Origin of the sequence: Psychrobacter sp. Pi2-52, from assembly GCF_904846705.1 — a bacterium.
In the GTDB taxonomy this organism is placed as follows: Bacteria; Pseudomonadota; Gammaproteobacteria; order Pseudomonadales; family Moraxellaceae; genus Psychrobacter.
The window spans coordinates 1-20,080 of sequence record NZ_CAJHBS010000025.1; the positions used below are offsets into that span (position 1 = coordinate 1).

Below are 20,080 nucleotides of genomic sequence, written 5' to 3' on the forward strand. Positions count from 1 at the left end.
AACTATGGCTCACCATCTAATCAGCTGAAAACCTTGAGAAAATGGTGTGATATTTAATCCTTATCTACTACAGCCCCAATAAAAAAGCTAAGACTTCAATAGTCTTAGCTTTTTTATAGTGGGCAGGTTACAAGGTGTTATTAGCCAATACTTAATTTATTGCTATATTATTTGACCAATTAACTAACTTCACGTCCTTCCGTTGTATTAACTCTGAAAATTCATGGCTCATTAGCCAAGTATATTCCGTTTCTCTTGCTACTTTAATCTCATCTTGCCAGCTATTATCAGGTACAGCTGGGTGGCACATAATAAGAGTGGTAGATAAATTAGTATGTATGGATGTAGGTATCTTTGCAAACATTGACGACAGACCAGTAGTACGTGGTGCTTTAATTAACCACTTTTCCCACAATAGGGCCAACTTTAGGCTATTCGCATTAAAATCATAAACACCACCAAAGTAATCATTGGTGGACATATGGTGATGTTCACACAGTTTGCGCCAAGCATAACCACCGAGCACATAAATGACCCAGGACTTAAAATCATTGATTAATGGTGTGGTGATGCGCGCACTGATATCTGTCTGAGCGTTATTACCACCGTAGCGTCTGTTCAGCTCATTAGCTAAGCAATACCGAATAACAGGAAGCTGATGAATATGCTGGTGACCGTCAATAAAGACAGGCGCATGCCCAAATTTATCTTCAAATGCATCGAGTTGCTGTTTTATAATATTAGTTACTTGCTCAGTATTAAGCTGGCGTAGATAGCTTGCTAAAATGAGAGATTTGAGAGATCCTTGTAAGGATGAGCGAAACACTCCGGTTAAGTCCAAATGCAGACCAATGTCAATGTTCAGCTCAGAGAGCTTACGTATATCACCATCAGTAATGACGCCACCTACCATATAACTACTAGCACAGATACGGCGAAGCTCGGCAAGATGGATCACTGCTTCATTTACCGCACCAGATAATCCCAAGTCATCAACATTAATAATTACAGCACGCATGTTTTTTGATGGGTTAGTCTCATCGTCGTAAAATTTTCTTTTTTCGGACTCTTTGTTTTTAGACATAAGATTGCTTAGTATCATGATTTGAATGCCCAAAACTTACCTAGAGCAAAAGTCATTATGGTAATAACTCCAGTGACTATGATCCATACCAGTATATAATAACGTTCGCCAAATAAGTTCAAACCAAGTAGAAACAGGGCTTGATTAGCAATAAATCCGGCTACGGAGCTGGCAAACCATTTCCCTAAAAATGGTAGTGACTGATGCCAAGGCTGATATTTAGAAGAAGAGTCTGACTGAGAAAAAGTCAGATAAAAATGTCCCAAAAAACTCACCGAAAATGCGACTAGAAAAGCCATAGCATTAGCCCAAGCGGGCGTAATGGAAGTAACGCTAACAATACTGACCAATACTAAAAAGTGTACTAATGCTGCGCATGCACCGACGACTAGGAACCATAGCGCTTGCCGAGATGCAACGTTTTTCATAGCAATTTTATTCACTTATTTGGCTATCAAAATGTTTGTTTATGATATGTGTAGGATCTGTGTTTCTAAGCGAGTTAGCATGATTGCTGCTAGGCCTAATACTAATGGTTTCATTAATCAAGTATAGTGGACGCTGTTTGACTTCTTCATATAGTCTACCGACATATTCGCCAATTACGCCAATACAGACCAACTGGATACCAGTTGAAAACATAATACCAGCTGCAACCGTTGCCCAGCCATCGACATTGTTTCCGAAAAGCAAAGTCTCAATGACGATGTATAAGCCGTACAAAAAAGCTAAAGCGCTAACCACGAAACCCATTCTTGATATCAATCGTAAGGGTTTTTGTGAAAAAGAGGTAATACCCACTATCGCCAGCTCAAAGAGGCTTCCAAAATTAAATTTACTTACACCAGTTCCGCGATTATCTGCAGTGAATGGTAAGTAGACGGTATTAAATCCTACCCAAGCATAGAGACCTTTCATAAACCGTTGGCGTTCAGGTAGTGAGCGTAGCGCCAGTACTACTTTACGATTCATCACTCGAAAGTCACCTGCATTGGGACGAATCTCATAACGCTGTTTGTCTTGAATGAAATGATAGAAGCTGCTTTTAAACGCTTTTGCTAGACGGCTCTCATGAGGCCGATTAGCTTGAATCCCAGCAACCATATCAAGATCTGACTGCTCAATCATGCTTAGCATTTGCCGCAATACTGATAGAGGGTGTTGACCATCAGCATCCAGCATTGCCACTAAGTCGCCCTGGGACTGGGCTAGTCCGGCACTAAGTGCTGGCTCCTTGCCAAAGTTACGAGACAGACGTATCAAATGCAAATCGGTATTGTCTGGACAGGCAGTCATCGACGTGGCGACCACTTCTATTAGATTATCAGAGCTTCCATCATCAACAATAATAATCTCACACTTTACAGACTCTAGTTTACCTGTTATTTCTATAACATCATTATTTTCTGGTGTGTTCAACGTTTTAGTAAACACGAACAACGTTGGTAAGAATGCCTGTAACGCTTCGGCATCATTATAGACCGGTATAATAATAGATAAATAAGGTAGTTTTGAGTCATGAAGATTATTTTGAGACATAAAGGCACTCATCAAGGTGGAACGTTGCGGAAACAATGAATGGGGACATAAGCAACCCAGTTTACCATTAATGGTTTAGTAATATTTGTATCTCGCCATGCAATTTGCCATTGACCCTGTTGTTTTATTAATGCATCAGTGTCATTTGCAATAGGGTTGCTAACATCAGCTACTTTGCTATCAAGTACAGTTAGTTTATTTAGTAAGGGTAACAGCACATGATCATCGTTTTGCCATATTACTAACGTACCATTTTTTTGTAGTCTTTCCGCATTCATCCATGGTGAGTGGCTAGCAGGACCTGAGATCATTAGAGAGGGGAAGTCACTATTCATCGCAACTAAAGCACTTAGCCAGCGGTCACCTGAAATGCTGTCGAGTGAGCAACTACTAAGCGTCTGCCAAGTCTCTATTGCTTGATTAGTTAGTTTCTGCTCTGGCCATTGCATACGAGAGGCTTTATGACGTATTTGATCACCAAGACCAATATAAATAAAACTTAGAACCGTTGCTAGTGTTAGCCAAGTGACAAGCGATTTACGTAGTCTGGCAATAGTAAATACTTGAGAAGCCGATGCAATGAAGGACGCTGCTAGCAGTCCTGACAGTGCCCACATCGGCATGCCCCACATGTCTCTCAGGCCAACCCCAAACACCAAGCTTAATATCACTACTACAACCAGCGGTGATAAATACATATACCATAGCAGTGACGCACCATCAGGTAATCTTTGTCTATATTTATTGATGCCTAATAGTTTTTTTCGATTAAAGGCTAGCATAATTAGTAGTGGAATATGAGCACCGAGCTGCGCGACAATAAAGTTCACCCAACTAAAATGTCGTTGAACATTACTTGCTGCTTCACTGATATCTTGCGCACGACCATTTGCATAACTCAGTGGCAACCAATCATGGTTTATCAACCAATATAAGTGCGGTGCAAATATTGCCAACATAATGAACGCTGCTAACCAAGGTTTTGGCTGCTTTAATAAGGGCCATTGCCTTGGTAGTATGAAATACAATGCCATTGGTATGAGTAAAAATATTACGGTGTACTTGATCAGCATGCCGATACCCCCAAGCACACCGAGAAATACCCAATCTCTGAGACGGTTTTGAGTCAGCGATTGATAAAATGCTAAGTATAGTCCTGCCCAAATAGGGAACTGGGCAACATTATGATTAAACTCAAGGCTAGGATAAGTATAGTAGATAACGGCTAAGGTTAACGAGCTGCCAAGTAGAGCGATCGCAGGTGACCAGAGTTTTTTGCCTAATTGATAAATAAAAAACAGCGTTAACAAAACACATAGTTGACTAAGTATATAAGGACCAATATGGCCCAGAAGTTGATAAGAGCTGTATAATATCCATGATGAAAAGGGGGGGTGTTTATAGTAGCCCCATTGCCACTCGCTGCCCCAATTGATGCCTTCACTCACATCTAAAGGTACGCTGCTAGCGAGAAAGGTAGGTAATATACTCCAGACGGTAAAATATAAGCATACAAATACAAAAAATAGTCGCCATTGCTTAAAAGAGCTTTGCAGCTGATGCTGATCGGACATGGATAAACTCGCACATATATTATGAATGCTAATATGTAAGCTCGCTTACATATCAACTGTATTAAATAGTTCGTGTGCATTGTAGACAATTATAGATATAATTGTGAAACTATATTTAAACTGTTAGTAATAATCTGAAAGAGGTGCAAACTACCAAAAATAGTAAATTGAAGGTTAACAACTATTTGAGAATCTATTTATATATTTATCACATACTGGATATAAATATATGCAAGGTTACTAGTGGAGTTTTGAGATAGGTACCGCTGCTGAAGTTACTCCTATCTGTGAATATGACGACCGTATCTTCGGTAATGGTGACCGCGGTGAGTTGACTGGGAAGCTACAAATCCTATACTTTGATGTGGACCATGGTCGTAATGAGAAATATATGGACTGGTTAAGTTTTATTGATTAATAATGCCGTTATTTTAAAGACCAAAAAGGCTGTACATAATTGTTCAGCCTTTTTGTATGATTGACCAGTATCTTTGTAAAAATTATCATTCCCGATAATAGGGGAGTTTAGTATTTGTCTTTTTTATCTTCAAAAAAATAATACTAGTAGTAATAACCATTAGTTAGAAGATAGGGCATGGAATTAGAAAATTTCATTCATCATCTTGGCTTGCTCAAAAGTTAAGCCTTCCTTATCTTTCTCAGTTAGCTTGAGTTCTAAACCCTCAACTGGCCAATCAATATTCAGGCTATCATCATTCCATAGAATAGTTCTCTCACTTTCTTTGTGATAATAGCTAGTGGTTTTATACAAAAACTGAGTATTATCTTCGAGTGCGATAAAACCATGTGCAAATCCTGCAGGTATCCAAAATTGACGATGATTAGTGGCTGTTAATTCTACACCTACCCATTGACCAAAAGTAGATGAGTTTTGGCGAATATCTACCGCTACATCCCAAGCTCGTCCTTGTACCACGCGCACAAGCTTGGCTTGAGAAAAAGGGTTTAGTTGATAGTGCAAACCACGTAGTACCCCTTTTTCAGAGCTGGAATGATTGTCTTGGACAAAATGTGGTGCCTCAAACCCACGCTCATTCAAAATATCGACAAAGACTTTTTGATTAAAGCTTTCCATAAACCAGCCACGGTCATCCTCAAAAACGTGGGGTTCAAGGATTAACAATTCTGGTATCTTGGTTTCAATAATATTCATAATGCATATACTAATACAGTCATAAAGTTAGTGTTGATGCTCTTGATGTAATTTTAACAAGTACTGCCCATAACCTGTCTTTTTGAAAAAGTTCGCACGTTCTAGCAATTGAGAGTCATCAATCCAGCCGTTGTGATAAGAAATTTCTTCAAGGCAGGCTATTTTTAGACCTTGACGATGTTCAATAGTTTGCACAAATTGCCCAGCCTCTAGTAATGAATCGTGAGTACCCGTATCTAGCCAAGCAAAACCACGTCCTAGAAGTTCTACATTAAGTTGCTGTTGCTCTAAGTAAGCATTGTTAATGTCAGTAATCTCTAACTCACCCCGATGTGATGGTTGCACATTTTTAGCAATATCTACCACTTGATTGTCATAAAAATATAAACCGGTCACTGCATAATTTGACTTAGGATGATTTGGCTTCTCTTCAATACTTAGTGCTTTACCATCTTGGTCAAACTCTACTACGCCAAAACGCTCAGGATCACTCACATAGTAACCGAATACGGTCGCTCCTGCTTCTTGTTCAGTAGCTCGGATTAACTGCTTACTAAAGCTTTGCCCGTAGAAAATGTTATCCCCTAATACTAAGCAAACATTATCGTCGCCAATAAAATCTTCACCCAAAATAAATGCTTGAGCTAGGCCATCAGGTGAAGGCTGGACTTTATAGGATAGTTTTATCCCTAGATCATCGCCATTACCAAGTAGCTTTTCAAAATTTGGTAAGTCTTCTGGAGTGGATATGATTAGAATTTCACGAATGCCTGCGAGCATTAGTACCGATAAAGGATAATAAATCATAGGCTTATCATATATCGGAAGAAGCTGTTTCGATGTACCTAGAGTGATAGGGTGCAAGCGTGAACCGGAACCCCCAGCAAGAATAATCCCTTTACGGTTAGTTTGAATCATGATAATAGCTCTCCTAGTACTTGAGCAACACCTTGTTGCCAATGTGGCAAGTGCAGTTGGAAGTGGGTTTGTAGTTTTTCAGTATTTAAACGCGAGTTGAGCGGACGTTTTGCAGGGGTAGGGTATTCTGATGTTGGAATAGGATTCAGCTGCTTTATTAGTAGTTCTGTACCGATATCTTTTTGCACGGTCGCAAAGATAAACTGAGCATAATCAAACCAAGAACATTCACCTTTTGCTGCTAAGTTGTAATGTCCAAGCAGGCTGCTGGATTGTTTGTTTAGTAAATAGTAACGTAGTGCTTGTGCTGTAATATCAGCAATTAAAGCTGCCCCCGTTGGAGCACCAATCTGATCAGCGATAATATTAAGCTCTTCTTTGCTTTGAGCAAGTTTTAACATGGTTTTGATAAAGTTATTACCATGTGCGCCATACACCCAACTGGTACGAAAGTTAATAAACCTCGCACCGCTTTTCTCTAATGCAATTTCTCCATCATACTTAGTCCTGCCATAGTTATTTATAGGCATTCTATCATCTATTTCTGACCTAGGCATATCTAGAGTGCCATCAAATACATAGTCACTAGAGTAATTAATTAGCAAGCTATTATACTGTTCAGACATAGTAGCTAAATGCTCAACAGCTATATGGTTGATTAAATCGGCCTGCTCATAATCACTTTCAGCGTTATCTACAGCAGTATAAGCGGCGGCGTTGATAACTATATCAGGCTCTATGGTAGCATAGAGCTTTTCTATAGCGGCAAAGTTGGTTATATCACCACACAACCCATTATCATTTATTTGACGATCTAGTGAAATAACGTGTCCTAACGGTTGCAGTGCACGCTGTAACTCCCAGCCAACTTGACCATTTTTACCCAGTAATACAATTTTCATAATCGTTTTGTCAGTCTTTTTATTAGTTTTATCTATCATTGATACTGCTGAGTTACCCAGTGTTGATACTCACCACTCTGCACATGCTCAACCCATTCTGAATTGTTTAGATACCATAGGACGGTTTGGCGTAAACCTGAACTGAATGTTTCTTGTGGTGTCCATCCTAATGATTGCTGAATTTTACTGGCGTCAATGGCATAACGCAAGTCATGTCCAGGACGATCTTTTACATAGGTGATAAGTTCATTATAACTTGTAACACCGTGAGGTTTATAAGGTGCCAGTTCTTCTAATAATGCACAGATCGTTTGCACGACCTCAATATTAGTATGCTCATTGTGTCCACCAATATTATAAGTTTCACCTATCTTACCTTCGGTAGCGACTAAGTATAAGGCACGGGCATGATCTTCAACGTATAACCAATCTCGAATCTGTTGCCCATTGCCGTATACAGGTAGAGGTTTACCCGCTAAGGCATTTAGAATGACTAACGGTATTAGCTTTTCTGGGAAATGATAAGGACCGTAGTTGTTAGAGCAGTTGGTAATTACCACTGGCAGGCCATAAGTCCGATTCCAAGCACGTACGAGATGGTCTGAGCTGGCCTTACTAGCTGAGTAGGGAGAACTTGGTGCATACGGAGTTGTTTCAAGAAATAAATCATCTGTGCCTTCTAAATCTCCGTAGACTTCATCAGTTGAAATATGATGAAAACGGAAGTTGCTTTTTTTATCACTGCTTAGCGTTTCATAGTAATGTCTAGCCACTTCTAATAGGGTATGCGTGCCAATAATATTGGTTTGCATGAATGCAGCTGAACCAGTGATAGAACGGTCAACGTGCGACTCTGCTGCTAAGTGCATCACGATATCTGGCTGAAAATCAGCAAAGTGTACTTCGATAGCTTGTTGATCGCAAATATCGGTTTGAGAAAACTGATAACGTGTGCTATCTGATACGCTAGCTAAAGACTCTAGATTACCAGCGTAGGTGAGCTTATCTATATTTAAAACTTTATCTGTGGTGTTAGCTATAATATGACGAATAACGGCTGAACCGATAAAGCCTGCGCCGCCTGTGATTAGTATATTCATGGGTGTATCACCGTAGTTAAACTTCGTTATAATACTGCTCTTGCAATTAGATTTATGATCATGTCTCTAAAGTAGGATCCGCTAATCATTGTAATCTAGAAAGTGGCAGTTATCGTTTGTCTTCGCTTTAACATTCTTTTTGTAACCTATCTTAATAAGGTTAAATAGTAAGATCTGCCTAGTGGTTTTATCTATTTTTTTCTTTAAAAATATGAATTTGGTAATATTGAGTCTATTAGATAGTATGGATCTTTTGATAGATTTTTGAACCCTTTCGTTTGTTAATAGTCTAGAGGCACGGTTATTCTGTGAAAACACCGCTAGAGACTCATTTAGTGGTTTATTGCGAATTATACTGCAAATCCAATCAATTAAGATTTCTGGGTCCTCTCTATCAGGCCAATACCTATCAAGATATTCAGTCACAATTTTTATCTGTCTGCTTGAGTTTTTATGAATATTATTATCATGCAGTCGATAAAAAACATTGTTAGAGCTGATGAATTTATGGTCCCACTCTTGACTATCAAGCATTTCTTTAAATAATTTTGTTCTTAAGACAATATCATCCCCAGTCATGTCTTCATCAAAACACTGGATTTTATCTATGACTTTTTTTCTAAAGATTGCACCTTGGATATAGAAAGCACCAAAATGAGAATAATCAAACTCTAACAACTCATCTATACTTGGATTCTCTAAAGATTCTATGGGCAGTTTAGGTAAGTTATCATTAATAAAGCCATCTTTATCAATAGCAACTGCTTTTTTAGCAGCAACAAAGGCTAGTTTAGGGTTATCATTCATTATTTTAATTTCTTCTAAAATAACTTCCGAATTAAAAATATCATCTAGTGAAATAAATGTTATTAGATCACCCTTAGCAATATGATAAGCGTTGTTGAAGTTTCTTCCAACATTACCCGTATTTTTTTGAGTGATTATCTTTAGCTCAAAAGGAAAGTCTTTTTGGATCTCGCTTAATAATTTAACACTATTATCACTAGAGCCATCATCGACGACAATCACTTCAATATAAGGATAGTTTATTCGTTTAATAGATTCTAAGTTTTCTTGTAAAAACTCTGCGTGGTTGTACCCAAGGCAGCAAATAGATAAAAATTTTGAATTTTCTTTCATATTTTTTCTTACATTCATAAAGTTTAAAAAAGTTAGTATCGGAAAGATTGTTTGCTTTCAATAAAAAATATAATACTTATATATTTTTTTATAATAACTAGGTTTTCTATAACATACTAATATACAGTTTAATTATATCTTCTAAATCAATTATGTATGAACTATGTATATCATCGCTTGAAGTATCATATTTTGCAAATTGCATATTTATATTTTTTAAATAAGCTAATGTGGAATAGGTATCAAAGTTCTCTAAATTTCTAGGTAGCCAACTTATTGCTCTAATTTTATCTTGACAGAAAACCAAGTTGGACCATGAAGCACCTGAAGGGCCAATAATAAAATTAGCATTATTAAATATATTTATTTGCTCATTAAATGTAAGTTTATCAGGGTATATGCCTGTAAACCCTTCCTCTTCAAAAAACTTAAAAATTTCATCTTGATTATAAGATCTGTTATTATATTTGCTTACGGTTTCCTCATTACGCAAAATGAATATTTTTTCATACTTCTCATGATTTTCCGTACTAATTCCAAAAGATAATGTATCTTTCAATAGCTTTAAAGAGTTTTTATTGTATATTGTGGTTGTACCGTAATTTCCACTCTTTTCTCTAAAGTTATAAACTGTTTGATTGAAAGTGTTTAAAAAAAACACGCTTTTTAGAAGGATGGCTTCGTTAGGATCAACATAAACAATATTAATATTTTTTAGATGTGCACTGGATTTAACCAAAATATGAAAATAATTTTCATTTTTTTTAACACATTCGTTTACTAGTATTGTATCTATATGGTGTTTTTTTAAACAGACATTGTCTAGTATTAGGAGTTTTGGAGCTATCTCAATCAGCCAGTGATAAAAATTAGAAGAACCGTTACCACCTAAAAACAGAGCGTTATTATATACTTTTACATTTCTTTTGATTTTCTTAATATAGGCGTAATTGTCGTCGTGATTTCTTATAAGCCCAGTTGAGTATTTTATTTTTTTGTTATCAATATAAGGAAAGAACTCTAGGAAAATACGTGTCATGTCTTCTGTGATGAAGCTTTGAGAACTAATGTTGCAATATACATTTTCCAAGTTAAAGAGATGTATATCTACAACATCGTACACTTTCTTATATTGAGAAGTACCTTTATATTTCGGGCTAACAGAAGTACCTTTTTGATCTCCTTTCTCTAAGGTAAAATAGTTATCTATTTCGATAATAGAATGTATTTTCAATCTTTTTATTTTTATTTTATTCTTTAAAGTTTTTATGTTTTTTATCACACTATCAATCATAATTAACCCATACTTTATTATCGTAATCCAATAGAGATATTATTTTTTCCTAAAATTATTACAAAGCTGTATAATTTCTTGGGCTTGGTTTAGCGTTAAAATTGGACTAATTGGTAAGCTTAATACTTCTTTATGTATTTTTTCCGAGATAGGATAGCTTAATTTATTCCATTCTTCATATGCTTGCTGCTTATGCGGTGGAATTGGATAGTGTATTAATGTCTGTATCCCATTCTCAGCTAAGTAATTCTGTAAAGCATCTCTCTCCTGACAACGAATGACAAATACATGCCAAACATGATTTTTATCTTGCTGAGAGGGCAGTATTATCGCTGGATTATCAATACCCTCAATATAAGCTTCTGCAATTTTACGACGATGTATAATTTCTTCATCAAGATGATGTAGTTTTACATTAAGCATAGCCGCTTGAATCTCATCTAATCGGCTGTTTACGCCTTGAAAGAGGTTTTTATATTTTTCATGTGAGCCGTAGTTACGTAGAGCGCGCAATGTATTTGCCAGCTCATCATCATTAGTCGTTATTGCCCCTGCATCACCTAGTGCACCTAAGTTTTTACCTGGATAAAAACTAAATCCTGATGCGTCACCCCAGTTGCCTGCTTTTTGACCATCGATACTTGCACCATGAGCTTGGGCAGCGTCTTCTAAGACTAATAAGTTATGGCGCTTAGCAATATCCATGATAGATGGCATATTAGCCAATTGCCCATATAAATGAACAGGTAATATTACCTTTGTTTTATCTGTAATCGCAGCTTCGATTTTATCAGGGCAAATATTATAAGTTGTGATATCTGGCTCAACTAGAATAGGTATTAAATTGTTGGCACTAATAGCTAAAATACTCGCAATATAAGTATTGGATGGAACGATAACTTCATCGCCGTCCTGAAGCTTACCCAGTTCTTTCCAAGCCGTTAAGGTAAGAATTAAAGCATCCAAGCCATTGGCGACACCAACAGCATGTTTAGTGCCACAATAACTAGCAAAGTCTTGTTCAAACTGTTCAAGCTCGTTACCGTTAATATACCAACCTGAATCAATCACACGGGTACAAGCAGTAATAAGTTCATCGCGATATTGTGCGTTAATGGCCTTGAGGTCAAGGAAGGGGATCATATTGTAGACCTGCAACATATATATTTAAACAAATAGTTGAATTGAGTATTGATGTGTTTAATGATTGACTCTAGCCTATAACGGCTTTCAGAAATTCCTATTTTGCCTACTCATTAATCCATGATTTTACTAATTCTTCTGGATAACCACGATGGAAGTGTTTGCGCCATGGATAAGCATCTCCGCTACCATCGTGCAACTTGATCTTGGACGTTGAACATATTTTTTTAGCAGGAGAGCCTGCATAAATCATATTTTCTTCTGTCTCACCTTTTATAGAAGAATGAGCACCTATTAAACAGCCTTTCCTAATATATGCTCCTGGCAGTATTATGCTCATCGTTGCTATAACGGCGTAATCTTCAACACTCACACCAAGTAAAGTATCGCTAGGAGGGTGTGGATCATTGGTCAACACAACATAGGGAAATATCCATACATAATTACCAATTTTACTTTTTTGACCAATATGAACATTGCTATGGAAGCGAACGAAGTCTCCTATTTCACAATGACCTTGTAAATCAGACAAAGTACCTATTTGTAAGTTTTTTCCAGCTTTTATCTTTTCTCTAACAGTAACCCGATGACCTGTTACTAATGACTCTAAAAAAACAGATCCTTCATAGAAAATGCTGTGCGATCTAATATGTGAGTTTGCGCCTATATATAGTTTGTCACCATTTGAAAAGTTGTTAGCAACACCTATCTCACAAAACGCTTCAATGATTGTGTTTTCAGCTATTTCAACATTATCATAAATTATTGTATAAGCACCGATTCTGACATTAGTATTAATTATAGCTTTATCAGAAACTATAGCAGTAGGATGAATATTCATAAACACCTCAAGAAGTTATCATAATCACGAATATAGTCACTTTCGTCATAATACTCACTGGCTAAAACTAATAATACACAATCTTCTGAAAAATCATGCATCTCTCGCCAAATTAGATTTTCAATAAGTAAGCCAGTCTGAGGGCTATTAAGGATAATATTTTCTTTATGTTTACCATCATCTAATAAAATACGGCAGCTACCTTTTACACAGATTAATACTTGTTGTAATTTTTGATGAGCATGAAAACCTCGAGAGACACCGCTCAAAGTATCAAAAATATAATATATACGTTTTATATCAAAAGGAATATTTTGAAAGGTTTGGAGAGCGATTAGAGAACCTCTATTATCACCGATTATTGGAAAGGTTAAGATTTTAGCCAACTTCATTGTAAACTCACTATTTATTGATTGATTCAATTATAGATTTTATAACAGTCTCTGATTCATGAGAGTGGATAGATGCCTGAGAGTCCAAATTTCTCGTAGCAACATTCATAAACTGGTGTATTTTCTCACGATTCAAATTATCATCACAAATCAATATGTCAGATGCATCATACAGTTGCTCTTTTTCAATATTAGCATTATTAGTTAATAATTTGCGACCGTAAAGGATGGCTTCTATAGCTCGTAAAGTCATACCTGACTGGTTCTCTTGAAGGATTTCAATCATACACGTAGCAGATAATGATACTTTTAAGTAATCAATATATGAAATATTAGGCTGATCACTTGAGCGAATGTCAAAATTGCAACGGTAACCCATACCCTCAAGCTGAGATTTTAAATTGTTCAGAATCTCACTACGACCTTTATCTCTTCCAACGAAGCTAAAGTCATAAGTTATTGGTACATCTGAAACTTGAGATAATTTGGACGCGAACTGTGAATAAGATCTATAACCATATTTTTCAGCATCAACTTTATCAAAAGTAAAGATATTTACATTGTGTTTCTCGAGTCTGGGTAATAGTAATCTGACTTTATGATTATTGTTAAGAGGGTTTCTTATTAATAAGATGCCTCTAAAGTTAGGTTTTTTTGTATTCTCTAGATAATTAAGTATCGATTGAAGCACCAGTCGATGCTCAGTAAAGATAAAATGTGTATTAGTATTTTCTTTAATATGTTTTTTTATCAGTTTTCTATGATATTTATTTTTAAAATATCTTGGTAGTTTTTCAAACCATTTTTTTGTATCAGTAATATCTATTGGATTAAAGAAGCTAATATCTAGAGTTTCATTTTTAATTTCTCGAAAAAAAAGATATTCATAATCAGGGAAAAATCCTAAAAAACATACTTTCTGTTTTTGCATAAACATATTGCCTTTGGAGATATATAAATTTAACCATCAATTAAACGATACAAATATTCAAAGCTATCATTGTCAGGTATGATCTCTTGATAGCAACCATCTGATGAGTTTTTTAATTGATTAATGCCCATACCTAATTGTGCACTAATACGTTTCGATTTATACTTTAAAGTCTTAACTATGCCATTAGAAAGCGGTTTAATGTTGTTTGGAGTAGAGATGTTACTAGTAGCGATAATCTCGCATTGTAACTCAGGCATTTCGTAATGAGTAGCCATATCCATTTGGATAGCGAGTGCCGGTACAGACTGTATGCTTTTTAGTCTCTTGGTATGGCATAGTAGCGCATCAGCCAAACCTGCACCATGTTGAACGACATGATCAATCAGTATTTTTGCACCTGTTGGTGTTAATAAATAGGCGGCGGCACCCGTTTTATCTAAAAATAACTCATGTAGCGCAATACTGTCACAAAGATCAAAGCCTTGCTTGCTAATTAATTTCTTACGTCCACGAGTTTCAAAAGTTAGGTGATGATATACAACATTGTTATCCGTACTAAGTTTAAGAAGAGCATCTGGTAAGTGCTGAGACAATAGGGCGTCATCTTCAAGAATTAAAAATGATTGTCCACTGTCAGCAATATATTTCCAAGCTCGATAATGACTTAAAAAACAGGCTACTTCTGTACGGCGAAGCTTACGCTGCCAATCATTTGCCCACCTTTCGTATTCTTTATCCGTTAAGGTGTCAACAGAGTTCGCTTCCCACCGTTGATAGTCTATATCTAGTTCACTTAATTGTTTTTGCTGGAAATCCCAGCGTTCTTTAGCACTATCTAGGTTAATTACTAGGGCTGCTATTTTTGATTGATTGGGCATTATCTTTATTCCGTCCACCAAGCAGTTTTATCACGATGATGCAAAGCACGGAAACGGGAGTATACCGTATCAGCATTGGGCTTTTGAACTCGTTCAAATATCTCAATAACCAAGTCTCCTAGCGGATGAGACTGTGCCAGCTTATCTAAACGCCATCGCATATTACGTAAAGTGTCATCAGTCCCAACGGCAAATCCTGCTACACCATCAAACAAAGCTAATCTTTCATTCTGTAAAAAGTCGTGACGTTTAGAATCAGGTATAGCAGTATCAGAGACAGTTAAATAGCGCTCACTTTCTTGTAGTTTAATGGTATTTATCAAAATCACGGCATTCATTAAAAGCGCCTTTAAGGAATCATCTTCACTGTGATCGATAAACGTATCGCAAGCGGAAATAAGCCAACGGGTATTAAGTGAGTTTAATAAAAAATTATGCTCTTGTAACCAGAGCTGCTGAAATCGGAGAAAGTGTTTATGCACATCAACTTCACGACGTATAAGTAATATAAGAATCGCATGATGATAGTTTAACTGAGGCTGTCCAATAAACTCTTTCTTCAGGTTCTCAGTATGCTGTTGTATATTTTTATCAGCACCATGAGTATGTACTGCATTATCACCACTAATGATGCATTTTTTCATAACTTGCCATTCGTTATTATGAATATTAGAGACAACCTTTGATGCTCCAAAACGTTTTCGATAGTGGTTGAACGAAAAAATCTTTTGAATTTTGGTTTTAGGTTTCTGCATACCTCATATTCTCCTAACAACAATTTTTGACTTGCATTCAAATAGTGCTTACTGCCAGAGTTAAAATACTCAAGCTTAATGATATAATAAGAGAGAGTATTTCTTTACTGATGAGGATATGTCTTAATATATGTTGGGTCTTAATCTAAAAAGAGAGAAGACTAACATACAAAGCTAGAGCCCCGCAATATTAACTGATTTGATTATCGACATTATACGTGTTTTGAACGTCGATTATAATGAGAGATGGCTTACTATGACGTTCAACAATCAACCTATTATTCTACTTGTTTTAAAAGCGCTTGAAGGTCGCGGTGCTGAGCGTATGGTTACGACTTTGGCAAGCGCTTATGCAGATATGGGCTATCGTACTCATATCCTATGTTTGGAAGCGACGCAAGATATGCTACTAGACGCTCGTGTGCAATATCACATCGTGCCATATGACGAGGTGTTTTCTGAGCAGAATCTCGACCCAGAATCTACGCAAGCAAAAGCCTACGAATCAGTTGCTAAACGTATTGATACTTACGTGCTTAGCCAAATAGGGAAGCCAGATTTGATACTGGCTAATATCTATAAAATAAACTGGATTATGGCATATAGCCAGTTGCCAAATATCGTAAATGTACTGCATACAGCGCTATCAAAGCAGTTCCAAAATCAATTATTAGGGGCACCAGTACAGAGTATAAATCATTTGAAAATGGTTTATGGCGCTCATCTTTGTAGCTGTGTAAGTAAGGGTGCACGCCAAGATTTGATTGATATTATAGGAGATATCACCAAAACCACAACAATCTACAATCCTTGTGATGCTACTGATATAAATACCAAAGCAGCAGCGTCTAGCCATCTTGAACATCTCAGCTTAGTAGATAAAGAATACATCATACATGTCGCTTCATTTGATGACATGAAAGGTCATCGAGACTTGCTACAGGCATATGCCAAAACAGAACGAAAGCTACCATTAGTACTAGTAGGTAAAGGTAGGCTTGAAGCAGAGATTGAACAGTTGGCTGTTCAACTAGATATTAGCGATTGTATTAAATTTTTAGGCTTTCAGACCAACCCTTATCCATTAATTAGATCAGCTGCACTGATGGTACTCACCTCTAATTTTGAAGGCTTTGGCTATGTCATCGTAGAGGCGCAAGCCCTGGGCGTACCAGTAATCAGTACGGATTGTCCTTTTGGTCCACGAGAGCTATTACCTGAGCAAAACTTAATTGCGGTAGGTGATATTGATGGCTTGGCGTTACTCATCGATCAAGCCATAGATAACCTTACAGATTATATCGTGCCGCTAAACCAGCAGTTACTGCCTCAACATATTGCAAGACAGTACTTAGCGTTTGGTTCTGTTTTGGATTCAGATAAAAATGAGGGTTATAACTCGTAGTGGTTCTTAATTAAACGCAATCAAGTAGAAGTTATCAATTACAAGTTATTAATTAAAAGTGTCGAATAGCGATTTAGAGATAGGAGAGTGGTTGACGACGGGGACACCATGCGATTGATAGATTCTGCCGAGTAAGTTAAACGAAGGGATAATGCGCTCGTGCATGACTTTGCTGAGCATACTTGGCGCACTATTGTTTTTATTTTCATAAAACCGTGGTTGCTTACTGTTAAGTAGGTCAATACCATATAGATGAATACACGCTGCTTGACGCGAAAACGCCAATTGCGCTGCGACATAAGCAACGGTTCCTGCTTCCACAAATCCATGAGTAATGTTAAGAGAGACACCAATGTCAGCCGCCTTATGATCGCTATCAATAATAAAGTTTGGATTATTGATAAAGTACGATAGCGGCATTTTTTTATTGAGTCGTTTTTTCTTAAAGATCAGCTTATTAAAAGATAGCTTGTTTGACTTGACTCCCCATGGCCTATCTACTGGGTACAATACTCGCATGGCATGATGGTAGGTTTGCATAATATCAGGGTGCGTGGTGGCCATCGCTTCAAAGACAGCTAATGTTGCATATAGAGGTTGACCCGTATAGTACTGCTGTAAAATCTCAGGCTGATGATTGATAAAGCGCGCATCACTGATGACGTAACCAGCAATATCGGTAAACTGATGCTGCCCAATCAGGCTGATACTGCCATTGACAAAAATAGTAGGCGTATCTAGTAGCGCTGCTAACGGTAGCTGCTGTATAGATGGCCCTGAGGCGATAATATTGACATCTTTTCCATGCAGGCTTTGTGCTGGTTCATTGGCATTAAAAGCATTGATAATGATGAGCTCATTATCAATATTGAACCCAGCAGTAGCAGGTAATCTCAAATATAGCGCCATACTATTTTCCAGTCGTTTATTTCACCTATCTTATATCTTAATACACTGCCTTTACGCTAATTATAAATTGTCTAAATATAGTTAATTGCTAAGCATTTATTGCCAATGGTCTTTTAACCATGGGCTTGGCTTCACATGTCGATACCATTTACCGCCACTACCAGCAATTGCATCGGGCGGGTTAATCTCACCGTGGAAAATAACGATTTTGGCATCATCCGGCAGAGTAGGTGTGCGTACAAAGTTAAAAGGAATCGGCGCAATACATTGGTACTTAAAGCTAACACACCATGTTTTGTCCCAATACTCTAGGTTATGATGCTCACGCAAATAGTTAGAGAGGTAAGCCTGCTCGTGACGTACTTGGGTGCGAATGGTTTCAAAGTTCCGCTCAAAATTGGACAGCAAATCAGGATAGGTATTCATACCAATATTGAAGCGATAAACAGAGCTATTGCCAATCATGCGCCAAGGTTTTTTCCAGTCGCGGATGATGACGACGCTGTCTTCATGTTCTGCTTGATAAGTGAAAAACGCATCGATATTATCGACAATGACGATATCGATATCTAAAAATAGCGCCACACCTTTTAAATCATACAGCTCAGGCTTAAAGGTAGTCAGTTTTTTCCAACCACGTTCAGGACCTGCTGGTAAATCCATATCGGGTATCGGATAACACGCAATCGCAGGGTCAATACCTGTGCTGTCATCGGTCAAGCAAACCATCTGAAAATCTAAGGTTAGATGTCGACTAACCATGTTGTAGAGACGATTGACGTATTCAGGACCATATTTGTCGCCCCATTTCATACAGATGATATAACGCTGTTCAGGAGCATTTATACTGGTTTGCTTAGGGTCTGTAGATGAGGTCTTAGTTACGTCAGATGTCATAATGCACTCGTATTGAGATAATAGTCAGATAAATGAAGGACTAATAAAAGTAAAAGAATATAGAGTTCAGCCAATATTAGCATAGCTGTGACTGATGAAACGTTTAAACTGATAGTACGTCTAAATAGTGCAACGTTAGGTTGGTGATGACTAATGATTGTTGAGCTTAGTGTTATCATTTTTAACAGCACTATCGTTTTTAGCATTTTCGCTTTTAACGTTGTCATTTTTAACGCTATTGTTGATATCGCTAGCAGAGCGACTAGAAACGTTAGAATGGTGAGATTGAATAAAGGCTGCTAAAGTCTCTTTATCCGCCTGATAAGGATTATTCAAACTTGGTATATGCTTAAAACGTCGATAGCCCCACATATAATGACTGTAGTTGTCTGTAATCATACGCTCCATGGCCTGATTGAGAGCATGAGTTGCCACTTCAGCATTACGATCGTATAAAGCAGGATTATCGAGTTTGTAGCAGTAAATATCAAAACCGCGTCCATCGGTACGGCGAATACAAGATAAGCCAACCAGCGCACATTTGGTTTTGCTTGCCAATTTGGAGGCAAGTGTACTGGTCAATGTTTTGATACCAAAGAACGGAACGACAACGCCGCCTGATGGCTCTGGAACGTGGTCGGGCAGTACGATACTAAAACCACCTTGCTTGAGTGTTTTAAACACGGCTTTGACGCCGCTACCATCAGTAGGTACCAAAGTCGCATTAAGTCGGGCTCGACCCTGAAGGATAAACTCATTAGCGAATTTGCCTTCAACTGGCTTATACATAATGGTTGGCGCACCAAATTGGTTGAGCCAAGCATTCATCATCTCCCAAGTGCCGAGATGCGGTACGATAGCAAGCATGCCATTTGGATTGGCAAGACCTTCTAAAAGAATATCTTTATTATGGACATCACGAATCTGAGCGATACTCCACTCAGGTGGCATCGCCCAGCTTTTTATAGATTCAATACTAGTCAAACATTGATGATAGATGATGTCTTTGGTCAATGCGCGCTTTTGCTGCTCAGACAGTGTATGAGTAATCAGCGCCATATTGATCTGAATGGTACGCATGATACTTAGACTGGGTATCTTAATGATAACCCAAGCGGCAAAACGTGCCAGCATCTGCAGTACAGACAATGGCACGACTTTGAAAATATGATACGGATTCATGACCACTCACATGGTAATG

At 37.5% G+C, this 20,080-nt stretch carries 20 protein-coding genes and 1 pseudogene; 2 read left to right on the forward strand and 19 right to left on the reverse strand.

The annotated features are described in order from the left end of the window. Positions 1–151: 151 nt before the first annotated feature. The 4 genes from JMY00_RS11845 to JMY00_RS11860 are packed head-to-tail and all read right to left on the reverse strand — an operon-like array spanning position 152 to position 4,197. Complete coding sequence (locus JMY00_RS11845) at positions 152–1,084, reverse strand: ChbG/HpnK family deacetylase (RefSeq protein ID WP_201580278.1); 933 nt, start codon at positions 1,082–1,084, stop codon at positions 152–154. 14 nt (positions 1,085–1,098) lie between these two features. Beyond that, complete coding sequence (locus JMY00_RS11850) at positions 1,099–1,512, reverse strand: GtrA family protein (protein ID WP_201580279.1); 414 nt, start codon at positions 1,510–1,512, stop codon at positions 1,099–1,101. 7 nt (positions 1,513–1,519) lie between these two features. Beyond that, entirely contained in the window at positions 1,520–2,623 is a 1,104-nt protein-coding gene (locus tag JMY00_RS11855) for a glycosyltransferase family 2 protein (protein ID WP_201580280.1), read from the reverse strand. Positions 2,624–2,634: 11 nt separating this feature from the next. Beyond that, positions 2,635–4,197 carry a glycosyltransferase family 39 protein gene (locus JMY00_RS11860; protein ID WP_201580281.1) on the reverse strand — a complete coding sequence of 521 codons (1,563 nt, stop codon included), beginning with the start codon at positions 4,195–4,197 and terminating at the stop codon, positions 2,635–2,637. A gap of 259 nt (positions 4,198–4,456) precedes the next feature. Between JMY00_RS11860 and JMY00_RS13640 the strand changes: the two are divergent. Next, positions 4,457–4,615 (forward strand): annotated as a pseudogene (locus tag JMY00_RS13640) (branched chain amino acid aminotransferase); the annotation flags it as partial. A 183-nt stretch (positions 4,616–4,798) separates the two neighbouring features. Here JMY00_RS13640 and rfbC read toward each other — a convergent pair. From rfbC to JMY00_RS11920, 12 genes are all read right to left on the reverse strand, one after another. Continuing rightward, positions 4,799–5,371: a dTDP-4-dehydrorhamnose 3,5-epimerase gene (rfbC, locus tag JMY00_RS11865; protein ID WP_201580282.1), complete on the reverse strand. Its 573-nt coding sequence runs from the start codon at positions 5,369–5,371 to the stop codon at positions 4,799–4,801. Between the two features lie 27 nt (positions 5,372–5,398). Continuing rightward, entirely contained in the window at positions 5,399–6,289 is an 891-nt protein-coding gene (gene rfbA / locus JMY00_RS11870; RefSeq protein ID WP_201580283.1) for a glucose-1-phosphate thymidylyltransferase RfbA, read from the reverse strand. Then, entirely contained in the window at positions 6,286–7,191 is a 906-nt protein-coding gene (gene rfbD / locus JMY00_RS11875) for a dTDP-4-dehydrorhamnose reductase (RefSeq protein ID WP_201580284.1), read from the reverse strand. Before rfbD ends, rfbA begins: the two co-directional genes overlap by 4 nt. 35 nt (positions 7,192–7,226) lie before the next feature. Beyond that, positions 7,227–8,291, reverse strand: a complete 1,065-nt coding sequence (gene rfbB / locus JMY00_RS11880; protein WP_201580285.1) for a dTDP-glucose 4,6-dehydratase — start codon at positions 8,289–8,291, stop codon at positions 7,227–7,229. An 81-nt stretch (positions 8,292–8,372) separates the two neighbouring features. After that, positions 8,373–9,431 (reverse strand): glycosyltransferase family 2 protein, encoded by a 1,059-nt coding sequence (locus tag JMY00_RS11885; protein WP_201580286.1) that lies wholly within the window; start codon positions 9,429–9,431, stop codon positions 8,373–8,375. A gap of 106 nt (positions 9,432–9,537) precedes the next feature. Further along, on the reverse strand, positions 9,538–10,725 hold the full coding sequence (locus JMY00_RS11890) for a glycosyltransferase 61 family protein (RefSeq protein WP_201580287.1): 1,188 nt from the start codon (positions 10,723–10,725) through the stop codon (positions 9,538–9,540). A gap of 39 nt (positions 10,726–10,764) precedes the next feature. After that, on the reverse strand, positions 10,765–11,868 hold the full coding sequence (locus JMY00_RS11895) for a DegT/DnrJ/EryC1/StrS family aminotransferase (protein WP_201580288.1): 1,104 nt from the start codon (positions 11,866–11,868) through the stop codon (positions 10,765–10,767). A gap of 106 nt (positions 11,869–11,974) precedes the next feature. Continuing rightward, positions 11,975–12,709, reverse strand: a complete 735-nt coding sequence (locus JMY00_RS11900) for an acyltransferase (protein ID WP_201580289.1) — start codon at positions 12,707–12,709, stop codon at positions 11,975–11,977. Further along, complete coding sequence (locus JMY00_RS11905; RefSeq protein WP_201580290.1) at positions 12,706–13,101, reverse strand: FdtA/QdtA family cupin domain-containing protein; 396 nt, start codon at positions 13,099–13,101, stop codon at positions 12,706–12,708. Before JMY00_RS11905 ends, JMY00_RS11900 begins: the two co-directional genes overlap by 4 nt. Before the next feature lie 10 nt (positions 13,102–13,111). Beyond that, positions 13,112–14,032 (reverse strand): hypothetical protein, encoded by a 921-nt coding sequence (locus JMY00_RS11910; protein WP_201580291.1) that lies wholly within the window; start codon positions 14,030–14,032, stop codon positions 13,112–13,114. Positions 14,033–14,061: 29 nt separating this feature from the next. Further along, positions 14,062–14,913 (reverse strand): glycosyltransferase family 25 protein, encoded by an 852-nt coding sequence (locus JMY00_RS11915; protein ID WP_201580292.1) that lies wholly within the window; start codon positions 14,911–14,913, stop codon positions 14,062–14,064. 5 nt (positions 14,914–14,918) lie between these two features. Next, positions 14,919–15,668, reverse strand: a complete 750-nt coding sequence (locus tag JMY00_RS11920; RefSeq protein ID WP_201580293.1) for a hypothetical protein — start codon at positions 15,666–15,668, stop codon at positions 14,919–14,921. A gap of 256 nt (positions 15,669–15,924) precedes the next feature. Between JMY00_RS11920 and JMY00_RS11925 the strand changes: the two genes are divergently transcribed. Next, positions 15,925–17,073, forward strand: coding sequence for a glycosyltransferase (locus JMY00_RS11925; RefSeq protein WP_201580294.1), 1,149 nt, complete (start codon positions 15,925–15,927; stop codon positions 17,071–17,073). 48 nt (positions 17,074–17,121) lie between these two features. On the opposite strand, the gene JMY00_RS11930 is transcribed toward JMY00_RS11925, so the two are convergent. The 3 genes from JMY00_RS11930 to JMY00_RS11940 all read right to left on the reverse strand — a co-directional run bounded on the left by JMY00_RS11930 (position 17,122) and on the right by JMY00_RS11940 (position 20,061). After that, a complete protein-coding gene (locus JMY00_RS11930; protein WP_201580295.1) occupies positions 17,122–17,982 on the reverse strand; it encodes a hypothetical protein in 861 nt (286 codons plus the stop codon). Positions 17,983–18,078: 96 nt separating this feature from the next. Further along, entirely contained in the window at positions 18,079–18,795 is a 717-nt protein-coding gene (locus tag JMY00_RS11935) for a glycosyltransferase (protein ID WP_201580308.1), read from the reverse strand. A gap of 234 nt (positions 18,796–19,029) precedes the next feature. Next, the gene (locus tag JMY00_RS11940; RefSeq protein ID WP_201580296.1) at positions 19,030–20,061 is read right to left on the reverse strand and encodes a lysophospholipid acyltransferase family protein; all 1,032 of its coding nucleotides are present in this window, start codon (positions 20,059–20,061) and stop codon (positions 19,030–19,032) included. Between the last annotated feature and the right edge of the window lie 19 nt (positions 20,062–20,080).

Excerpts from the sequence above, each read along its gene's own strand:
- JMY00_RS11845 (WP_201580278.1), bottom strand. The coding sequence starts at position 1,084 with ATGTCTAAAAACAAAGAGTCCGAAAAAAGAAAATTTTACGACGATGAG.
- JMY00_RS11850 (WP_201580279.1), bottom strand. The coding sequence starts at position 1,512 with ATGAAAAACGTTGCATCTCGGCAAGCGCTATGGTTCCTAGTCGTCGGT.
- JMY00_RS11855 (WP_201580280.1), bottom strand. The coding sequence starts at position 2,623 with ATGTCTCAAAATAATCTTCATGACTCAAAACTACCTTATTTATCTATT.
- JMY00_RS11860 (WP_201580281.1), bottom strand. The coding sequence starts at position 4,197 with ATGTCCGATCAGCATCAGCTGCAAAGCTCTTTTAAGCAATGGCGACTA.
- rfbC (WP_201580282.1), bottom strand. The coding sequence starts at position 5,371 with ATGAATATTATTGAAACCAAGATACCAGAATTGTTAATCCTTGAACCC.
- rfbA (WP_201580283.1), bottom strand. The coding sequence starts at position 6,289 with ATGATTCAAACTAACCGTAAAGGGATTATTCTTGCTGGGGGTTCCGGT.
- rfbD (WP_201580284.1), bottom strand. The coding sequence starts at position 7,191 with ATGAAAATTGTATTACTGGGTAAAAATGGTCAAGTTGGCTGGGAGTTA.
- rfbB (WP_201580285.1), bottom strand. The coding sequence starts at position 8,291 with ATGAATATACTAATCACAGGCGGCGCAGGCTTTATCGGTTCAGCCGTT.
- JMY00_RS11885 (WP_201580286.1), bottom strand. The coding sequence starts at position 9,431 with ATGAAAGAAAATTCAAAATTTTTATCTATTTGCTGCCTTGGGTACAAC.
- JMY00_RS11890 (WP_201580287.1), bottom strand. The coding sequence starts at position 10,725 with ATGATTGATAGTGTGATAAAAAACATAAAAACTTTAAAGAATAAAATA.
- JMY00_RS11895 (WP_201580288.1), bottom strand. The coding sequence starts at position 11,868 with ATGATCCCCTTCCTTGACCTCAAGGCCATTAACGCACAATATCGCGAT.
- JMY00_RS11900 (WP_201580289.1), bottom strand. The coding sequence starts at position 12,709 with ATGAATATTCATCCTACTGCTATAGTTTCTGATAAAGCTATAATTAAT.
- JMY00_RS11905 (WP_201580290.1), bottom strand. The coding sequence starts at position 13,101 with ATGAAGTTGGCTAAAATCTTAACCTTTCCAATAATCGGTGATAATAGA.
- JMY00_RS11910 (WP_201580291.1), bottom strand. The coding sequence starts at position 14,032 with ATGCAAAAACAGAAAGTATGTTTTTTAGGATTTTTCCCTGATTATGAA.
- JMY00_RS11915 (WP_201580292.1), bottom strand. The coding sequence starts at position 14,913 with ATGCCCAATCAATCAAAAATAGCAGCCCTAGTAATTAACCTAGATAGT.
- JMY00_RS11920 (WP_201580293.1), bottom strand. The coding sequence starts at position 15,668 with ATGCAGAAACCTAAAACCAAAATTCAAAAGATTTTTTCGTTCAACCAC.
- JMY00_RS11925 (WP_201580294.1), top strand. The coding sequence starts at position 15,925 with ATGACGTTCAACAATCAACCTATTATTCTACTTGTTTTAAAAGCGCTT.
- JMY00_RS11930 (WP_201580295.1), bottom strand. The coding sequence starts at position 17,982 with ATGGCGCTATATTTGAGATTACCTGCTACTGCTGGGTTCAATATTGAT.
- JMY00_RS11935 (WP_201580308.1), bottom strand. The coding sequence starts at position 18,795 with ATGAAATGGGGCGACAAATATGGTCCTGAATACGTCAATCGTCTCTAC.
- JMY00_RS11940 (WP_201580296.1), bottom strand. The coding sequence starts at position 20,061 with ATGAATCCGTATCATATTTTCAAAGTCGTGCCATTGTCTGTACTGCAG.